The following is a 17,130-nucleotide window of genomic DNA, read 5'->3' as shown; positions in this document are numbered from 1 at the left end:
TCATTTCAGTGAGGGTAGAACAGCTTTTAAATTTGAATGAGAATAAATTAATCACAATTTATCCTATTTATGAAAATGGGAATAAAATGGGTTAGTAAACATGGCTATTGATAATAAAATTCTTACTGAAATGGAAAAAAACCTCACAATTGGTGGATTGATCGATATTGTAGCTGGTCTTTATCCTACTATTGAAGCGGCAGTCTTTGACAATTTACGAAAAACTTGGAAAGAACTCCATGAAGATATCGAAAAACTTGCAATTGGATTACAAAAATTAGGTTTGAAAAAAGGAGAGCGAGCCGGAGTGTGGGCCCTCAATATTTATGAGTGGATTGTTGCTTGGTTTGCTTTACCTAAAATTGGAGTTACCTTAATTCCAATGGATTCGTGGTATAAACCTCACGAAGCAAAATTCATTATGCACCATTCTGAGTCTGTTGCCATCATTTGTACCTCTGACTACATTCCAATGGTGGAATCATTTCGCTCTGAGGTGCCTGATCTTCGCAACATTGTGTTGATGGATAATCCTGAGAAAGTTGAATCTGAGATGGAAGGCATCGTGAACATGAAAGACGTGATGAATGTTCCATTGGATGAAGCAAATTTAAAAGCCTTACATGAAGTGCAAGATTCCATCAATAAAGATGATGTCACCTTCATTCTATATACCTCAGGGACCACTGGAACACCAAAAGGTGCACAATTAACTCATTATAACATTATTCGGAATACGGTTGATACTGCCAATGTAATGGAATGTGGCCCCTCTGATAAATATTTAATTCCTGTGCCCTTTTCTCATTGTTTTGGGAATACTTTGGGAATTACAACGGCTTGTTTGACCGGATCAACCATGATCCCACTGTTGGATCAAACACCTTCAATTGCAATGAAAAAGGTTATGGATGAAGGTGTGACTGTGGCTCATGGAACTCCAACTCATTTCATGCGATACTTAAGATATTTAAAAGATCATCCTGAAATCGATGTTTCTCATCTTCGAACTGGGATTATCGCAGGTGCCCCTTGTCCTCCTGATACATTGAAAGGGATTATTAATGAAATGCAAATGCAAGATATCATTATTGGTTATGGATTAACTGAAGCAAGTCCTATCATTACTTTGACCAAACCTGATGATTCTTTTGAAAACAGAGTTGAATCTGTGGGACAAGCCATACCTGATATTGATGTGCGCATTTTTGATGATGATAATGAAGAAGTTGCGATTGGTGAAAAAGGAGAACTCGTAGTTAAAGGATACAACGTTATGAAAGGATATTTAAAATCTGAATTTCAACCAATCGATGATAAAGGTTATCTTCACACTGGGGATTTAGCTACAGTGGATGAGAATGGCTATTTCAAAATCGTCGGAAGAAAGAAAGATATGGTCATCTATGGCGGATTCAATGTCTATCCAAAAGTGGTTGAAAATTTCCTGATCCAACATCCAGATATTATGGAGGTGGCTGTTGTGGGCGTTCCCGATAAAGAATATGGTGAATTAGTTGCTGCTGTTGTTCATCGTCCTCCAGAATCGAAATTAACTGAGCAAGATGTAGTCGATTATTGCTATGGGAAAATTAACAGCCCTAGTGTGCCAAGATTTGTAAATTTTGATGTTGAATTACCCTTGAGTGGTAGAGGAAAGATTCAAAAGTATAAATTACGTGATACTCTTACTGATATGCTAAAAGCGGGTAAATTGGGCCCAAAAATGGTTCCAAGTGCCGTGAAAAACAAAAAGAAGTAAATTGCAAAAAATCAGTCTCTTTTTTTTTAATTCCATAACTATCCATCATCCGAGGGCACGGGGTCCATAGATCGCGAAGTTTGTCGACTTATTTCATTCCAACGGATTTTCAATCTTTCATGATCATTAATTGTTTGTAGCTATATTTTCCATCCACGTAAATAACCAAAGAATTCCATAGATCCTGAAGTTTTGCTTCAACATAGATTGGAAATGGAACCTTATCCAATTTATGAATAACATATGATTCTGGATCGAAGATTTCTTCACTGTTCATAACACGGATTTTAAGATAACTGGATGTTCCACATCAACTTTTATATGTTTTTTCATAGATCATGACGGAAGGTGTTTTCAACTTAGATCCCAACGAAGAAATATATTTCTGGGCATTTTCCTTAATTTCCATTTCCATTCATCTCCTTTCTTTATATATATAGTTGAAGCAACTCAATGTATATGAAATTCGACCTTTTTATTTGATGGAAAAATATCAGATTATATTATATAAAATTATGTCACCCTTAACTAAAAGGAAGAAAAAAAAGTGAGAAATAAATTATAATTGTTTGATCTCATCGAATAACTTGGTTGCTGCTGCATTGAGTTCTTCTGCAGCGGCACTCATTTCTTCCAAGGTCGAAGCCATTTCTTCTGTGGATGAGGAAAGTTCTTGAGCGGTCCCTGAACTTTGCTCAATGACTACATTAATTTTCTCGACATTATCCACAATATTAGCAATATGGCCATCTTGTGTGGTGACTTTATCGATAGTTTCCTTGATTCCGATATTTGTTTTGTTGATTACTCCAAACAGCGCATCTAACTGGACTTTCGTGCCATCTAAAGCCGTTTGACCTTCATTGATCGCGACTACAGTTGTATCAGTGGCTTTAACTGCATCTACCACTTCCACTTGAATGGCTTTAATCAAATCATTGATTTGATCCGCCGCTTGTTTGGAATCTTCAGCTAATTTCCGGACCTGTTCTGCTACAACTGCAAACCCTTTACCTGCATCTCCTGCTCGAGCGGCCTCAATGGCTGCATTCAACGCGAGTAAATTGGTTTCCGTGGCAATTCCAGAAATTACATCCACAATTTTATTAATTGCTTTGCTTTTATCTTCTAGAGATCCCATTACAATGGATACTTTATTTGCTCCGGTTGTAATTTCGTTGATCCGGATGACTAAGTCATCGGTTAAATCCTTTCCCTTCTGGGCCATATCTTGACCTGCGGCACCATCTTGGGCAAGTTCATCTGAATTCGACACTATGTTTTTACTTACTTCTTGTACGCGCATTACAGCATCGGAAATAATATTCACGCTTTGAGTTTGATGTTGTGCACCTCGGGCAACTTCTTGAGTTCCTCCTGTGACTTCTTGCACAGACATATTGATTTGACTGCTCGATTCGGCAATTTGAGATGACATGGAAGAAACTTCCTCAGCAATTTGTGACACATTTTTGATTAACTCTTTGATAATTGTAACATCAACTAATGTAGTAAGATTTCCTAAATTTTCCCCCGCTTTAGATATTAGTTTCTTCGCTGTTATTTGGGCAATTATGGATTTGTTTTTATTATTTGCTAGTTTGAATTCAAATTGGGTTAATCCTCCATTTTTATTGAACAGTGCAACGGCTTGATCGAGTTCATTTGCATCCTCAAAATAAACGGAAACCGGTTTTCCGATATAATGTGTTCGTGGAAATCCCGTGAGATCGGTGAAAGATTCGCCAACATCTTGAATTACTAAATCTTTATCCAAATGGACTAAAGGTGATGCTGAAGAATCAACCAATAATCGAACAAATTCTTGATTTTGGCGAATATTTCCAACCATAACGGAGAAATTTTCCACCAATTCACCAACTTCATCATTGGCTTTTACCTCGATTTCGGTATTATAATTTCCCTTTGCGATGATTTGACTCACACCGGCTAATTCCTTTATTGGGTTTGCTGTACTCGATCCAATAAACCAAGCAATTATTCCAATTGCAATAATGGATACTCCAATTATGATCAATGTCGAAATTAGTTGAGTTTGAACCGGGACCAATGCCTCCCCCTTACTATCAATTTCCGCTACCAAAATCCATTCGGTTCCTGCAATCGAACATCCTGCATCTTCAACAGCATTAATATAGATATAAGCTCCAAAAACAGGAATACCACGATAATCATCATTTTCAATGATGACATCCAGATTATCTTCCAATGCAGAAATGGCTCCTGGTTGAGTGATACTGTCTTCAAGGAGTTTCATGGTGGAAAATTTAGATTGTGATATCCATTCTAAATCTTTATTTACTACATAGGTTTCGCCCGATTCACCCAATCCTTCTGTATCTTGCATTAATGCATTGAATGACACCAAATCTACTTGAAAAACAATTATTCCACTAAAAGTACCGGATACATCATAAATTGGAGAAGAAACTGCGAGTTGAACATCTCCCTCTTGTAAATGAAAATCGGACATAAATACGTATCCTGTAACATCTTTATTGTCAATGATATAAGATACTTCAAACTCAGAAGATTCATCATCCCCTTCTTCCGACACCGATTCGACGCCATCAGCAGTAGTCAAGGCTACAATAAGTCCCTCTGTATCTAAGATGTACATAGATTTGTAACATCCGTAGATTTCTATCATTTCATCCATTATTCTTATGAGTTCTGCTTTGGCTGCTACTTGATCTCCGCTGCTTGCAACTCCAGTGATTATAGGTGTATTGGTTTGGAATGCATTAGTATGGGAAATAAATTCCACATCCCCTTTTCTTTCTGTTGCCCACGTTGTGAACACTCCAGATTTTTGTTTTCCTATGGCTTCCAAATTATTCAGCCAAGAAGATTCAACTTCTTGCGAAAACTGGGTATAATTGATTACACTTCCTATGATGATTGGAAGAATCCCTAGTACAATCATATAGAGAATCAATTTCTGTTTAAAACCAAAATTTTTGCCAACTTTGAGTTTTTTAATCATGCTTTCATCACTTCTATTCAATTAACACCATTTTGAATTATATGTTAAATAATTTCAAAATAGATTCAAATTAGTGGTTACAAAACTACCATTTCTATTCATATTTCGAGAATTTTAGTATGAAATTATTTTAAAATGGAACTATAAATACAAATGGAAAAATTTCAATGAATCGTCTAATTATTCCCTTTTACTTTTGTATCGCCTATTCTTAATTCAATGATCTTTTTGACAAATTTGTGACGTGTGTAGTATTTCTGTTCCTTTTTTTTGGAATATTATTTTTGGAATATTATTTTTGGTTTTAGCAATCAAAATTCTAATTTGGATTAATAAAAATCTTAGAAAATCATTCTCTCATCGACTTTTCTATTACTTCAACTGCCAATTAGGGCAGTATAGTCTGTTGAAACTGTGGTGTGTGGATATTTATTGGCGCTTAATAACCGATGTTGGATTTAATAAGGAAAGAAAAAATGAATAAGAAAAAAAGGTTTTTAATCAGTAATTTATAATCGTTTAATTTCATCAAAGAGTTTCGTGGCTGCGGCATTGAGTTCTTCCGCAGCAGCGCTCATTTCTTCTAATGTGGAAGCCATTTCTTCGGTGGAAGATGACAGTTCTTGGGCTGTACCAGAACTTTGCTCAATCACAACGTTAATTTTCTCGACATTATCCACGATATCGGCAATATGGCCATCTTGGGTAGTGACTTTGTCTATGGTTTCCTTGATTCCGACGTTTGTTTTGTTGATTACTCCGAATAGCGCATCTAGCTGGACTTTTGTGCCATCCAATGCCGTTTGTCCTTCATTGATTGCCACAACCGTGGTATCGGTGGCTTTAACAGCATCCACGACTTCCACTTGAATGGCTTTAATCAGATCATTGATTTGATCCGCTGCTTGTTTGGAATCTTCGGCCAATTTGCGAACTTGTTCTGCAACCACTGCAAACCCTTTTCCTGCATCACCGGCTCGTGCGGCTTCTATGGCTGCATTTAAGGCAAGTAAGTTAGTTTCCGTAGCTATTCCAGAAATCACTTCTACAATTTTATTAATTGCCTTGCTTTTATCTTCTAAAGATCCCATTACAATGGATACTTTATTCGCACCCTGGGTAATTTCGTTGATCCGGATGACTAAGTCATCGGTCAAATCCTTTCCTTTCTGAGCCATATCTTGACCCGCGGCACCATCTTGAGCAAGTTCATCGGAATTCGCCACTATGTTTTTACTCACTTCTTGTACGCGCATTACTGCATCGGAAATTATGTTTACGCTTTGAGTCTGATGTTGAGCACCTCGGGCGACTTCTTGCGTTCCTCCTGTGACTTCTTGCACCGACATGTTGATTTGACTACTCGATTCGGCAATTTGTGATGACATCGAAGAGACCTCTTCCGCTATTTGAGAGACTGCTTGTATTAAAATCTTGATATTGGTGATATCATTTAAGGTAACCAAATACCCCATGAAAGTTCCCGTTTTATCTTTCATCTCTGAATCATCTAACAGCATGATTTGTTCTTCGGCTTTCTTATTTTGCAGGTGCATTTCATATTTACTTACTTTCCCCGTATTTTTCAGTTCGTTTCCGACTCCGATAAAATCCTCTTCCCGGGCATATATATTTCGAACCGATTTTCCTTTTACATCTTCTATCGAAAATCCCGTTAAGTCACAATAGGCTTGATTCACATCTTGGACCACTCGGTCTTCATTTATCAATAGCAAGGGATTGGTGGTTGAATCAATAATGTTCCGATTGTATTCCATTTGATACATCACATTTTGGACCATGACCGAGAAATTTTCCACCAATTCACCGACTTCATCATTCGCTTTAATATCGATTTCCGTACTATATTCTCCCTTTGCGATTTTTTGGCTCACTACTGCTAAATTTTTAATTGGGTTTGCAGTACTCGATCCCACAAACCAAGCGATCACTGCGATGGCAACAATTGAAACAGCAATAATAATGACTGTATATAGTAATTGTTGCTTGACAGGTACTAATGCTTCTCCTGTACTATCAATTTCTGCAACTAATATCCACTCCGTTCCTGCGATTGAGCATCCGGCATCGGCAACGGCATCAATGTATATATAGGCTCCGAAGACTTGAACTCCACGATAATCTTCGTTTTCAATAATAACATCTGTATTATCAGCTAAAGCTTGGGTTGCGCCTGGTTGAGTAATTTTATCTTCCAATAAGGCAACAGTACTAAATTTAGATTGGGATACCCATTCTAATTGTTGATTTACCAGATAGGTCTCTCCTGAAAGACCCAATCCGTGAGAATCGGCCATTAAGTCAGAGAAACTCGTTAAATCCACTTGAAATACTACAATTCCTACAAATTCCCCCATTTCACAATGTAACGGTGCAGATACGGCAAGTTGAATGTCCCCATCTTGAGAATGGAAATCGGATAAAAATACATATCCTGGAACTGCTGCATTATCAATAACATACGATACTTCAGTTTCTGCTGATTCATCTGAACCTTCTTCTGAGATAGCAACATTTCCTTCTGCCAGTGATATTGCATCAACAATTCCATCTGTATCACAAATATAAATTGATTCATAGAATCCAGAAGTTTCTATCATATTATTCATGGCATGCATCAACTCTGCTTTTGCTAGAGTAATGTTACCTGCCTCATCTCCAGTTAATATGGGTGCAAATTTTTCAAACACGTATGTTGAAGCTAAAAATTCTGCATCACTTTTCCGAGCCATAGTCCAATCCTTGAATACACTTGCTTTCTGCTGTCCAATTGCTTCTAAATTATTTTCCCAATTACTTTCAACTTCCTGTGAAAATTGGGTATAATTGATCATACTTCCCACAATGATTGGAAGAACACCCAATATGATCATATAAAGAATTAACTTCTGTTTGAAGCCAAAATTAATATTAAGTTTTTTTCCCATGTTATTCCCTTAATTATTTTACTTTTTTATTGATATTCATTCTTTTCAAAATGAACTTAAGTTTATGAATTCATATTGGATACTTATGATCGATTTTGAGACTAATTGTGATGAAAGCTACAGAAATGCATCTATAAATAGAATTGGAAATTTTTCAATAGATATTATAGTAATTCAATAAACATTTAAGGTTTGAATCGAGAAATATATATTTTATTCTTTTTTTTCGATTTGCGCGTTGATTACTTAGTCTATTATTCTACTTCAAAATGTGCTTCAGTTCACAAAAATTTTAAAAAAAAATTAAGGTGTATTACTACTTTGATTCTCGCGGCATATCTACTGTAGAATGCTGGTATATGGTAAATAACAATATTTCTGTAAGATTTGCCGTTCTAACTGGTGCAAAAATAAAATTGACAAACGTAAATTATTCATATATGTTCTTTTCTCTCTACTAGCGATCAATTTGTCTTTTAAGCTTCTTTTTCCTGAATCTGTGCATTTTTTCTTTAATCCAATTGAAATTTATGATGTTGTAAATAAGAATAAATAATTTTCATAACAGAAAAAAAAAATTATATTCGTTTAATTTCATCAAACAATTTATCTGCTGCGGCATTGAGTTCTTCGGCTGCCGCACTCATCTCTTCTAAAGTTGAAGCCATTTCTTCTGTAGATGAAGATAATTCTTGAGCGGTTCCCGAACTTTGTTCTATCACTACATTGATCTTTTCAACATTATTTACAATATCTGCGATATCTTGATCTTGTCCCGAAACTTGATCGATCGTCTTTTTGATACCCACGTTGGTCTGATTAATAACTTGAAAGAGCTTATCAAGCTGGACTTTCGTACCGTTCAACGCGGTGTCCCCTTTTTCAATGGATTTCACCGTATCATTCGTGGCAGACACCGCATCACTTACTTCTATTTGAATGGCTTTGATTAAATCATTGATTTGATCGGCCGCTTGTTTCGAATCTTCGGCTAATTTGCGGACTTGTTCAGCCACCACCGCAAACCCTTTGCCCGCATCACCCGCTCGTGCTGCTTCAATGGCTGCATTTAATGCTAGAAGATTTGTTTCTGTGGCAATTCCTGCAATTACTTCCACAATTTTATTGATTTCTTTACTCTTGACTTCCAAAGAACCCATAGTTGTAGCGACTTTGTCGGCTCCGGTGGTAATCTCATTGATCTGAATCACTAAATCATCGGTTAAATCTTTGCCTTTTTGAGCCATATTTTGTCCTTCCGCGCCTTGTTGGGCCAGTTCGGCGGAATTTTCCACAATCTTACTACTTACATCTTGAACCTTCAACACTGCATTTGAAATTTGATTCACCGATTGAGTTTGATGCTGCGCTCCTTTGGCAACTTCTTGAGTTCCCCCAGTTACTTCTTGAACCGATAAGTTAATTTGATTACTTGATTCTGCGATCTGTGAGGACATCGAGGATACTTCCCCAGCAATTTGTTGAACACTTTTTACCAAACCTCGTATAGCTGTTACATCGGTGATAACTTCTATTCCTCCAATGACTTCATTGCCCTCTCTAAAGATCGGCGCACCTCCCACTTCCATAATTTTATTCCCCGAAGGAATATCAATCATTTCAGTTGTTCCTTTTTTGCTTTTGGCCATTGCAATAGGGCAATTTTTCGTATTACAGACTTCAGTTTTGAAGTAATCATAGCATTTTTTGCCCACAATGTCACGCTTAAATCCCGTGATATTAAGTAAAGCATCATTGACTTTCTCCACATTAAAATCATTATCCACTGCCATGACCCCTACGGGGAGTCCTTCTAAGATATTTTCTGTATATTGCATAGAAGCCTTGATATTATCCACCATTACGGTAAAATTTTCAACTAATTCCTTAACTTCATCATTTGCTTTGACATCAACCTCTGCATCATAGTTTCCCTTCGCTATAATCTGACTGGTGGCAGCTAATTGCTTGATTGGCTCGGCTGTTCGTCCTCCGATAAACCATGCTAACACGCCGATAAGTGCGACTGAAACAGATATCACAATGATTGTAATAACCAACATGGACCTACTAACCTCTAAAGCTTCAGAAGCATCTATTTCGGTCACTAAGACCCATGGTTGATTCGCTCCGTTAAGATCCAAATATGTATAGCTACCCATTACAGGAATTCCCCGATAATCCAAGTTTGATTTCTCGAAAATATCTGTTTCCCCATCTATCGCGGCTTGAAATCCTACTGTGGTAATTTGTTCCACCAGAACAATATCATGAATATCGGAATAACTTCCTCCATCGGATGTGCAATACCATCCTTCTCCTTCCACCGTACTGTCAAATTTGCTCGCCGTGACCCAATATCCTTCATAATTTACTAAGTAGGTTTCTCCTGTTGTCTTTAATCCGGTAGTTTCTGCCATTAAATCTGTAAGAAAATGTGTGTCAATAAAAAAAACAAGTACGCCAACGAAATTGCCATCCGGATCATGGATTGGGGCGGATGTAGTGATTTGGATATATTCTCCATTTCCTGAAAGTCGAAAGTCAGAAAGATAACAATAATTTTCAACATCCTTATTCGTTATGCAAGTTGTTAAATATTCTTTTCCTGCTTGATCATCCCCAATGGAATGTCCATCTTCCCACCCTGCATTTGATTTTTGAGCTTGTATTTCTCCGTCTAAATCTAATAGGAAAATTTCGTTATAAACTTTATATTCCTCAAGAACGTATTCAAAAACCTCCATAATTTCGGTCAAAGCTGTGCTATCTTCTGCTGCAACAACTCCATCAGTTAATGCTCCTGTATATGTATGCACAGTGGGAGTTTTTGCCAAAAAACGGGAATCTGATTCCCGAGCTTCAAACCAAGTGGTAATTTCTTCTGCTTTAGTCTTTCCAATGGATTTAAGGTTATCCTCCCAAACTTCATTATCTCCCCTGGATGTTTGGATATATCCTGTAATACTTGCAACGAGAACTGGAACAATTCCCATAATGAGCATGTAAACAATTAGTTTTTGTTTTAGTCCAAATTTTCGTGTAGCATTGTTTTTTATTCGATTTTTTTTCATAATAAAACTCCCCTTAATAATTTGTAGTTCTATTTTTTTGGAGTAGAGAAGACTATTTTATATTTAATTTTGAAAATAAAACTCATTTTTCTTTGCTATCTTCGTACAATAATATGTTTTTATATCGATGAACGGATTTTAGCAAGATTCTTTGGAAAATATCCAATTTATCCATTCAATATTGATGTGCAACTATTCATATTCGTGATTATATATTTGAATTGATTATATGAATTCTTATTCATTCTCTCAAAAAATCATCGCTGAACAAGTTCTAAGAATCTTCGTTGGAATATATCCAATATTTCAAATCGAAATCGAATGCTTACAAATCATATTTGATTTATTAAATGTTAAATAGCTATTATCTTCCGTATCTTTAATGCAATAAGAAGATAGCAAGATTTATTGTTTGACATCGTCTTAATTTTTAATTTATGAAATCCCTATCGATTTTTTGCGGAGTTTACAACAATAATAAAAGAACTTTCAATAATTTTAGATTTGATGAGTAACTATCTATTTTAGATTTTGATCTTTCATCTTCAAGAAACTAAAATTTCATTATGTTTTCTAGCAGTTTCATGAAATTTATATTCAAAATTGTGGAAAAAGAGTAAAAGTGATTATTTGTTCTGATTTATTTGGCGAAGTTCTAACTATAAAACGTGAATCCTTTATTCTCTATTCATCCTTCATATTTTTTTCCCAAAATTCTTAGGGGAGAACGTTTTCTTTAATTTGAACCTATTTTTTGGTGAAAATAAAATGAATTTTGAAATCAAGAAGATTAAAGCCCGATGGATCTTGGATTCTCGCGGTAACCCTACAGTCGAATGTGATATGTGGGTGGGGGATAATACCTTTGTACGTTCTGCTGTTCCATCCGGTGCATCCACCGGGGAAGCAGAAGCTGTTGAACTACGTGATGGTGGAGATGCGTTTGGAGGAAAGGGTGTTTCAAAAGCCGTGCGAAATGTCAATGAAGAAATTAGTAAAATTGTTATTGGAATGAATTGCGATGATATAGAAAAAATTGACCAAGCTATGATTGTTGCGGATGGTACTCCCAATAAAGGTAAGTTTGGTGCCAATGCGATTTTATCTGTTTCAATGTGTGCCTTAAAGGCTGCTGCTATTATCAAGGGGATTCCATTATATGAGCATGTTTATGAATTGGCCCATGGAAAGAAAACTGATAAATATTTATTACCAATTCCCTCTTCAAATGTGTTAAATGGTGGAAAACATGCAGGAGGGAGTTTATCACCTCAAGAATTTATGATTCAAGCAATTGGAGCCAAATCATTTTCGGAAGGACTTCGAATGACCACTGAAGTCTATCATGAAATGAAAAAGGTGATTAAGAAGAAATATGGTGCGAGTAGCTGTAATGTGGGAGATGAAGGTGGATTTGCTCCTGCCTTGGAAATGACTCGCGATGCTTTGAATATTATCATGGAAGCGATCAAGAATCGTGGGTACAAACCTGGTGAAGATTTTGTTTTAGCTATGGATCCTGCTGCTTCTGAATTTTTCGATAAGGAAAAGAATACATATTTCATTGATGGTAAGCATTTGACTCCCAGTGAGTTGGTTGATTATTGGGCCACATTAATTGACGAATATCCAATTACTTCTATGGAAGATCCATTTGACGAAGAAGGTTGGAAAGAATTTGCCGATTTAACCACTCGCGTTAAAGGTAAATGTCAAGTAGTTACCGATGATCTTACAGTAACAAATGTGAAAAGATTGCAAAAAGCTATTGATACTGGTGCAGGCAACTCTTTATTATTAAAAATTAATCAAATTGGCTCCATCAGTGAATCCATTGCTGCTTGTAAATTAGCGTATGCTAATGATTTTACTGTGATGGTGTCCCATCGCTCTGGTGAAACCTCTGATAATACCATTGCAGATATTGTAGTTGGTTTATGCACGGGGCAAATTAAATCTGGTGCTCCTTGTCGATCAGATCGGAATGCTAAATACAATCAAATTTTGCGTATTGAAGAAGAATTAGGTGAAAAAGCATTCTTCCCAGATAAATATGAAGATTACAAACTTTATCAGTAATCTACTTTTTTATTTTTTTTTCAAAGATCTTATTTTCTGGGTATAATACGATAGATATCTGTTTGAACCGATTTTTGCGCTTTATTATGATGTTTGTAGGTATGTTTCAATGTTAAATATAACGTCGACCGTTCTAGTATAAAACCTCCAAGCTTGGGGATTTTTTCTTCAAGGTACACTTGGGTTTTCGTATTAGCAAGATGAATACTATAAATAACATCAGCAAATTGAAGAGCTTGCTTGAGAAAGGCGACATCCACGCCTTTATTTCTTACTCCAAAAGGTGGATTTGAAATAACCACTATTTTAGCTTTGGAGTTTTCCAAAAAATCTTTCTTTGTGATATTTTGAATTTGGGGGAGAATAGATTCTTTTTGCAAATCTGCTTGGATAATTTCTACTTTTGATTGTAAATCGTATGTTGTAAGATTTTCCTTCAATATTTTAATTGCGTCGGAATCAATATCCACTGAAATAATTTTTTTTGCTCCCAATATTGCTGCAGCAACCGTTAAATTTCCCGATCCACATCCAAGATCTACAATGATATTATTCTGTAAATCACCTTTAGTAAAGGTTAAATGGAACATAAGATCCGCCGTGGATATGGCGTCGGTGATGTATTGTTCATATTTCAACTTCGGATTTGAGAACACTTTCAAACCTTGAATAATATTGATCAACTCTGATTTCTTCATTCCCAATTTTCGATCTGCTCCAATATTTTTAAAGTGATGGTACTTTATTAAATATGCAACGGAAAAAAAACGTGAGAACGATAATGATGAACGAAATTCAATCGGGAACCTTTGTAAATATTGGTGATCCTCTCAGAATGGAGGAACAATATTTAGGGAAAAATGACTCCACCTATGTAGAAGACGGAAAGGTTTGTGCCGCGATCTCTGGTATATTAAAAGTGAATGAAAGTGAACGAACAATTACTATTGAAAACACTACGAGTACAAATGAAATTGTCCCAAAACATGGAGATATTATTACTGGGGAAGTGTATATGATCCGGAAAAGTTCCGTGGGGGTGCGAATTCAAACTTTGAATCAAAAACTCGTTATGGATCTAGGTCTAATTGGAAATATTCATGTGGCCAATGTATCGCGAAGTTATGTTGATAAGCTGGACAATGTTTTTCAGAAAACCGATATGATACGAGCAAAAATTATCGCTCAAAGAGGAAAAGAATATAGCATCGCTACTAATGCTCCAAATTTGGGCGTAATCACCTCAACTTGTAAATACTGTGGAAAAGAAATGCAAAGAAAAGGGAAGGGTCAATCAATTTGTCCATTTTGCAATCATTATGATCGGAAAATCATGGCTAATGATTTTGGAGATCCTGTCGAAGTGTTAAAGTTTTAACACTTTTTTTTAATAAATCACAAATAATTTAACTTTTTTCTTAATTAATGAAAACGGCTGCAATTATTGCAAAAATCAGGAGATTTTTATGGCAAAATCAGGAAGAAAAACAATCCTACTCAATATCACTAATGCATATGATTTGGAAGACACAATCAACTTTGCGGAGCATAAAGCAAATTCTAGTGGGATTCGTATGAGTGTGGATTATGCGCATGATACCGGGTTAAAGTTAAACATCGCTGGACCAAAAGATAAACTTAATCTTTTTGAACATCAAATTCGAGAATTTATTGAAAAAATCCCGAGTGAAGATGAAGAATAAATTGGTAAATCACAAATTTTTTTTTTAATGGTATATATAAACACATAGTGGCGATAATTAATGGCTAAAAATAATCTTGAAGATGAGTTGGACGATGAGCTGATGGCTGATAAGTCCGAAGATATTAAAAAAAAATCAGAAGAACCTTCTTCTGAGCTTGATTTGGCAGACACATTGGCTGATCAACTTGAAGATGAAGAAATGGTTAAAGATTGGAAATATCTCAAATTAAGTCTAGAACAAGAAAATACTAATAATTATTATTTACATGTCAATCATCAATCCCATGGATTTATGAATTATCTCGTCTCCAAAGTCTTGAAATGTAACGGGGTTTCATTTGCCGCATACAAAAATACTAGTTTATCTCCAGCCAATATCTACATTCGTACCGATGGAACCCGAGATATAAGATTAATTTTGAAAGAAGCTGTGAAACTCATGCGTACTGAATGGAAAGGGATGGGTAATGCAGTTGCAGCCATGAAAATTTAGAATATTCACATAAACCATTTAATAACAATTTTCTTAACTATCTTTTTTCCTTACTTACATAGAGCGTTGTGGGCTGATTTCAATGAAAGATCTTCATCCAGAATTACAAAAAATTCTACCTCGAATCCATTCCATGAAAGAAATTGGAATCAATAAAGGGTTAGCTAAATTTGGGGATAGTATTACAAATACCTCATATTCGTTAGCGAAATCTTTAGTTATTGGGAGATTAGATGCTCGAAAAGTTAACCGTACAATATTATCCCATGCTTTAAAGGAAGCAGGGATGAAACCCTTTGCAAAAGTCCGATCGGATGCTCATGCTTTAGCTGATACAACAGAAGCCTTTATTGGCTATATTTACTGTTCTGAAGGATGGAGTATTGAACAAATTTCGCTAATCTTGATGGAAAAATTGTCACTCTATGATCTCAATGATTTTAAAACTGAATCACAAGGAGCAACTCAAGCCTTTTTACATTTATTACTCAAAATTAAAGACCATTTATTACCCAAATTTGCTTAAGGTCATTTATGAAAAAAAACATCGTCACGATAGCTTTTGATGATGCTCCGCATTCTAAAATGGATTTGGCACATAATCGCATTCTGAATCCTAATTTAACAGTCAATCCAACGAAAGTTCCGTTAGTTGGGGTGACGTGTCGCGGTTTACAATTATTGCATACTACTCGATCCCAAATCACTGTGGATGGGACAGATGCCACGGAGAAAATTCTTGAAGTGATCCAGCAAAACCCCTATTTAAACGAGATTCAATTAATCTTCATTGATTCTCCTACAATGGGAGGGTTTAATCTGCCCAATGCATTTACTATTTATGAGCAAACTCATATACCTGTCATATTGTTGCCCGATAGGCGTCCTAAAAGCAAAATTGGTGAGGTTTTTCAAGAAGTTTTTCCAAGCAAAGCTGACCAAATTGCATATTTAGAACAGCTTCCTGGCTTAGAGAGTTTAAAAGTCGAAATAAACCATAATCCCGGGATCTCGCGCATTATATATTTTCATGCGATAGGTATTGAGAAACATCAACTTATTCCCTTATTCCATCATCTTTCAGAGTTTTCAGCTATTCCTGAACCTTTACGTTTGGCTCATATTATCGCTTCTGAATCGAGAATTGAGTTTGGTGAATGAAGTCAACCTATTATGAAGGTGTTTCAGATTCAAAATAAAGGAGGAAAAAATGATTTAGGGCTCAAATTTTTGGATGTCGAAGTGGATTAATACTCGTGACAAATCCGCATGTTCAATATGGCGGTCAAACTTACGTTGGTGTCCAAAATGCTTTTTATGGCATCGGGAACAAGTATAAAATATTGCTTTAACTTCTGTTCTTGTGCTCATTTTTCTCATTTTTCTTTCTTGTTTAAAAAAGGGGGCGTCAGATATTGCTAGTAAGTTAAAAAATGTTATTTTCGAATATTACGTTCAATTATTTGTTGTAATTTTTCACTGTTTTCACTCTGAATTCCAACCATCCCAAAAGTGGGTATACCTAAGGCTGCTTCTATTTCACCTGGATTCATCCGATTTTCGAGATCTTGCTTGTTTGCAATTGCAATGATCTTGGCCGCGGAGTTATTCAAATGGCGTTCGATTAAATCTTTGGTTAACATCACATTTTTGGTGGAGGAATCAGTCACGACGATGGTCAATTCCGATCCTCGCATAAATTCATTCCACATTAAACGGAAACGTCTTTGTCCCGCCAGATCCCATAGGCACATATTGCCTTCCTTTGTAGGTATTTTTTCAATATTTACTCCAATTGTCGGTTTTCGTGGATCTGTTACGGATTGTTGCCGCAACATTTTCGAAAGGGTAGATTTTCCTACACCTGATTCTCCTATTAAACACGTTTTGAATGCACTCATAATTTTCACTCTCTCTTTTGCTAGAGCTTACACTTGAGGAAGAAGAACCAATTTGTCAATATGAAATGGAATAATACAAGCTTATCATTAGTAGAATATGTGGGTACTATTCTCCCTTAGAATTACCAAAAAGTGAAGTGAAGGGAAAAACAAAATCTTGC

At 35.9% G+C, this 17,130-nt stretch carries 14 protein-coding genes; 7 read left to right on the top strand and 7 right to left on the bottom strand.

From position 1 onward, the window contains the following. The first annotated feature begins 100 nt into the window (after nucleotides 1-100). Nucleotides 101-1,762 (top strand): AMP-binding protein, encoded by a 1,662-nt coding sequence (locus tag NEF87_RS09805; protein WP_457919659.1) that lies wholly within the window; start codon nucleotides 101-103, stop codon nucleotides 1,760-1,762. Nucleotides 1,763-1,871: 109 nt separating this feature from the next. Here NEF87_RS09805 and NEF87_RS09800 read toward each other — a convergent pair whose 3' ends face one another. From NEF87_RS09800 to NEF87_RS09785, 4 genes are all read right to left on the bottom strand, one after another. Beyond that, nucleotides 1,872-2,039, bottom strand: a complete 168-nt coding sequence (locus NEF87_RS09800) for a hypothetical protein (protein ID WP_371806290.1) — start codon at nucleotides 2,037-2,039, stop codon at nucleotides 1,872-1,874. A 282-nt stretch (nucleotides 2,040-2,321) separates the two neighbouring features. Next, on the bottom strand, nucleotides 2,322-4,769 hold the full coding sequence (locus tag NEF87_RS09795) for a methyl-accepting chemotaxis protein (protein ID WP_371806289.1): 2,448 nt from the start codon (nucleotides 4,767-4,769) through the stop codon (nucleotides 2,322-2,324). 509 nt (nucleotides 4,770-5,278) lie between these two features. Beyond that, the gene (locus NEF87_RS09790; protein ID WP_371806288.1) at nucleotides 5,279-7,717 is read right to left on the bottom strand and encodes a methyl-accepting chemotaxis protein; all 2,439 of its coding nucleotides are present in this window, start codon (nucleotides 7,715-7,717) and stop codon (nucleotides 5,279-5,281) included. 578 nt (nucleotides 7,718-8,295) lie between these two features. Further along, nucleotides 8,296-10,791, bottom strand: coding sequence for a methyl-accepting chemotaxis protein (locus NEF87_RS09785; protein ID WP_457919658.1), 2,496 nt, complete (start codon nucleotides 10,789-10,791; stop codon nucleotides 8,296-8,298). 768 nt (nucleotides 10,792-11,559) lie between these two features. Here NEF87_RS09785 and eno point away from each other — a divergent pair. Beyond that, nucleotides 11,560-12,870 carry a phosphopyruvate hydratase gene (eno, locus tag NEF87_RS09780; protein ID WP_457919657.1) on the top strand — a complete coding sequence of 437 codons (1,311 nt, stop codon included), beginning with the start codon at nucleotides 11,560-11,562 and terminating at the stop codon, nucleotides 12,868-12,870. A 29-nt stretch (nucleotides 12,871-12,899) separates the two neighbouring features. On the opposite strand, the gene NEF87_RS09775 is transcribed toward eno, so the two are convergent. Next, nucleotides 12,900-13,568, bottom strand: coding sequence for an METTL5 family protein (locus NEF87_RS09775; protein ID WP_457919656.1), 669 nt, complete (start codon nucleotides 13,566-13,568; stop codon nucleotides 12,900-12,902). Nucleotides 13,569-13,651: 83 nt separating this feature from the next. On the opposite strand from NEF87_RS09775, the gene NEF87_RS09770 reads away from it, so the two are divergent. From NEF87_RS09770 to NEF87_RS09750, 5 genes are all read left to right on the top strand, one after another. Further along, nucleotides 13,652-14,248, top strand: coding sequence for an exosome complex RNA-binding protein Csl4 (locus tag NEF87_RS09770; RefSeq protein WP_457919655.1), 597 nt, complete (start codon nucleotides 13,652-13,654; stop codon nucleotides 14,246-14,248). Between the two features lie 88 nt (nucleotides 14,249-14,336). Further along, on the top strand, nucleotides 14,337-14,573 hold the full coding sequence (locus tag NEF87_RS09765; protein WP_371806282.1) for a hypothetical protein: 237 nt from the start codon (nucleotides 14,337-14,339) through the stop codon (nucleotides 14,571-14,573). Nucleotides 14,574-14,633: 60 nt separating this feature from the next. Next, entirely contained in the window at nucleotides 14,634-15,068 is a 435-nt protein-coding gene (locus tag NEF87_RS09760) for an RpoL/Rpb11 RNA polymerase subunit family protein (RefSeq protein ID WP_457919654.1), read from the top strand. A gap of 82 nt (nucleotides 15,069-15,150) precedes the next feature. Further along, nucleotides 15,151-15,594 (top strand): ribonuclease III family protein, encoded by a 444-nt coding sequence (locus tag NEF87_RS09755; RefSeq protein ID WP_371806280.1) that lies wholly within the window; start codon nucleotides 15,151-15,153, stop codon nucleotides 15,592-15,594. A gap of 8 nt (nucleotides 15,595-15,602) precedes the next feature. Beyond that, complete coding sequence (locus tag NEF87_RS09750; protein WP_457919653.1) at nucleotides 15,603-16,229, top strand: endonuclease dU; 627 nt, start codon at nucleotides 15,603-15,605, stop codon at nucleotides 16,227-16,229. A gap of 54 nt (nucleotides 16,230-16,283) precedes the next feature. On the opposite strand, the gene NEF87_RS09745 is transcribed toward NEF87_RS09750, so the two are convergent. Beyond that, the gene (locus tag NEF87_RS09745; RefSeq protein WP_457919652.1) at nucleotides 16,284-16,439 is read right to left on the bottom strand and encodes a hypothetical protein; all 156 of its coding nucleotides are present in this window, start codon (nucleotides 16,437-16,439) and stop codon (nucleotides 16,284-16,286) included. Nucleotides 16,440-16,504: 65 nt separating this feature from the next. Continuing rightward, nucleotides 16,505-16,969 (bottom strand): ADP-ribosylation factor-like protein, encoded by a 465-nt coding sequence (locus NEF87_RS09740; protein WP_457919651.1) that lies wholly within the window; start codon nucleotides 16,967-16,969, stop codon nucleotides 16,505-16,507. Nucleotides 16,970-17,130 lie beyond the last annotated feature (161 nt).

This window comes from Candidatus Lokiarchaeum ossiferum (genome assembly GCA_025839675.1).
Lineage (GTDB): Archaea > Asgardarchaeota > Lokiarchaeia > Sigyniarchaeales > Promethearchaeaceae > Lokiarchaeum > Lokiarchaeum ossiferum.
Note: the sequence above shows the minus strand (reverse complement) of the source record. Positions and strands in the feature narration are given on the sequence as shown.

Coding starts and splice junctions, on each gene's coding strand:
- NEF87_RS09745 (WP_457919652.1), bottom strand. CDS start 16,439: ATGAGCACAAGAACAGAAGTTAAAGCAATATTTTATACTTGTTCCCGA.
- NEF87_RS09785 (WP_457919658.1), bottom strand. CDS start 10,791: ATGAAAAAAAATCGAATAAAAAACAATGCTACACGAAAATTTGGACTA.
- NEF87_RS09750 (WP_457919653.1), top strand. CDS start 15,603: ATGAAAAAAAACATCGTCACGATAGCTTTTGATGATGCTCCGCATTCT.
- NEF87_RS09755 (WP_371806280.1), top strand. CDS start 15,151: ATGAAAGATCTTCATCCAGAATTACAAAAAATTCTACCTCGAATCCAT.
- NEF87_RS09770 (WP_457919655.1), top strand. CDS start 13,652: ATGATGAACGAAATTCAATCGGGAACCTTTGTAAATATTGGTGATCCT.
- eno (WP_457919657.1), top strand. CDS start 11,560: ATGAATTTTGAAATCAAGAAGATTAAAGCCCGATGGATCTTGGATTCT.
- NEF87_RS09800 (WP_371806290.1), bottom strand. CDS start 2,039: ATGAACAGTGAAGAAATCTTCGATCCAGAATCATATGTTATTCATAAA.
- NEF87_RS09740 (WP_457919651.1), bottom strand. CDS start 16,969: ATGAGTGCATTCAAAACGTGTTTAATAGGAGAATCAGGTGTAGGAAAA.
- NEF87_RS09790 (WP_371806288.1), bottom strand. CDS start 7,717: ATGGGAAAAAAACTTAATATTAATTTTGGCTTCAAACAGAAGTTAATT.
- NEF87_RS09805 (WP_457919659.1), top strand. CDS start 101: ATGGCTATTGATAATAAAATTCTTACTGAAATGGAAAAAAACCTCACA.
- NEF87_RS09760 (WP_457919654.1), top strand. CDS start 14,634: ATGGCTAAAAATAATCTTGAAGATGAGTTGGACGATGAGCTGATGGCT.
- NEF87_RS09775 (WP_457919656.1), bottom strand. CDS start 13,568: ATGAAGAAATCAGAGTTGATCAATATTATTCAAGGTTTGAAAGTGTTC.
- NEF87_RS09795 (WP_371806289.1), bottom strand. CDS start 4,769: ATGATTAAAAAACTCAAAGTTGGCAAAAATTTTGGTTTTAAACAGAAA.
- NEF87_RS09765 (WP_371806282.1), top strand. CDS start 14,337: ATGGCAAAATCAGGAAGAAAAACAATCCTACTCAATATCACTAATGCA.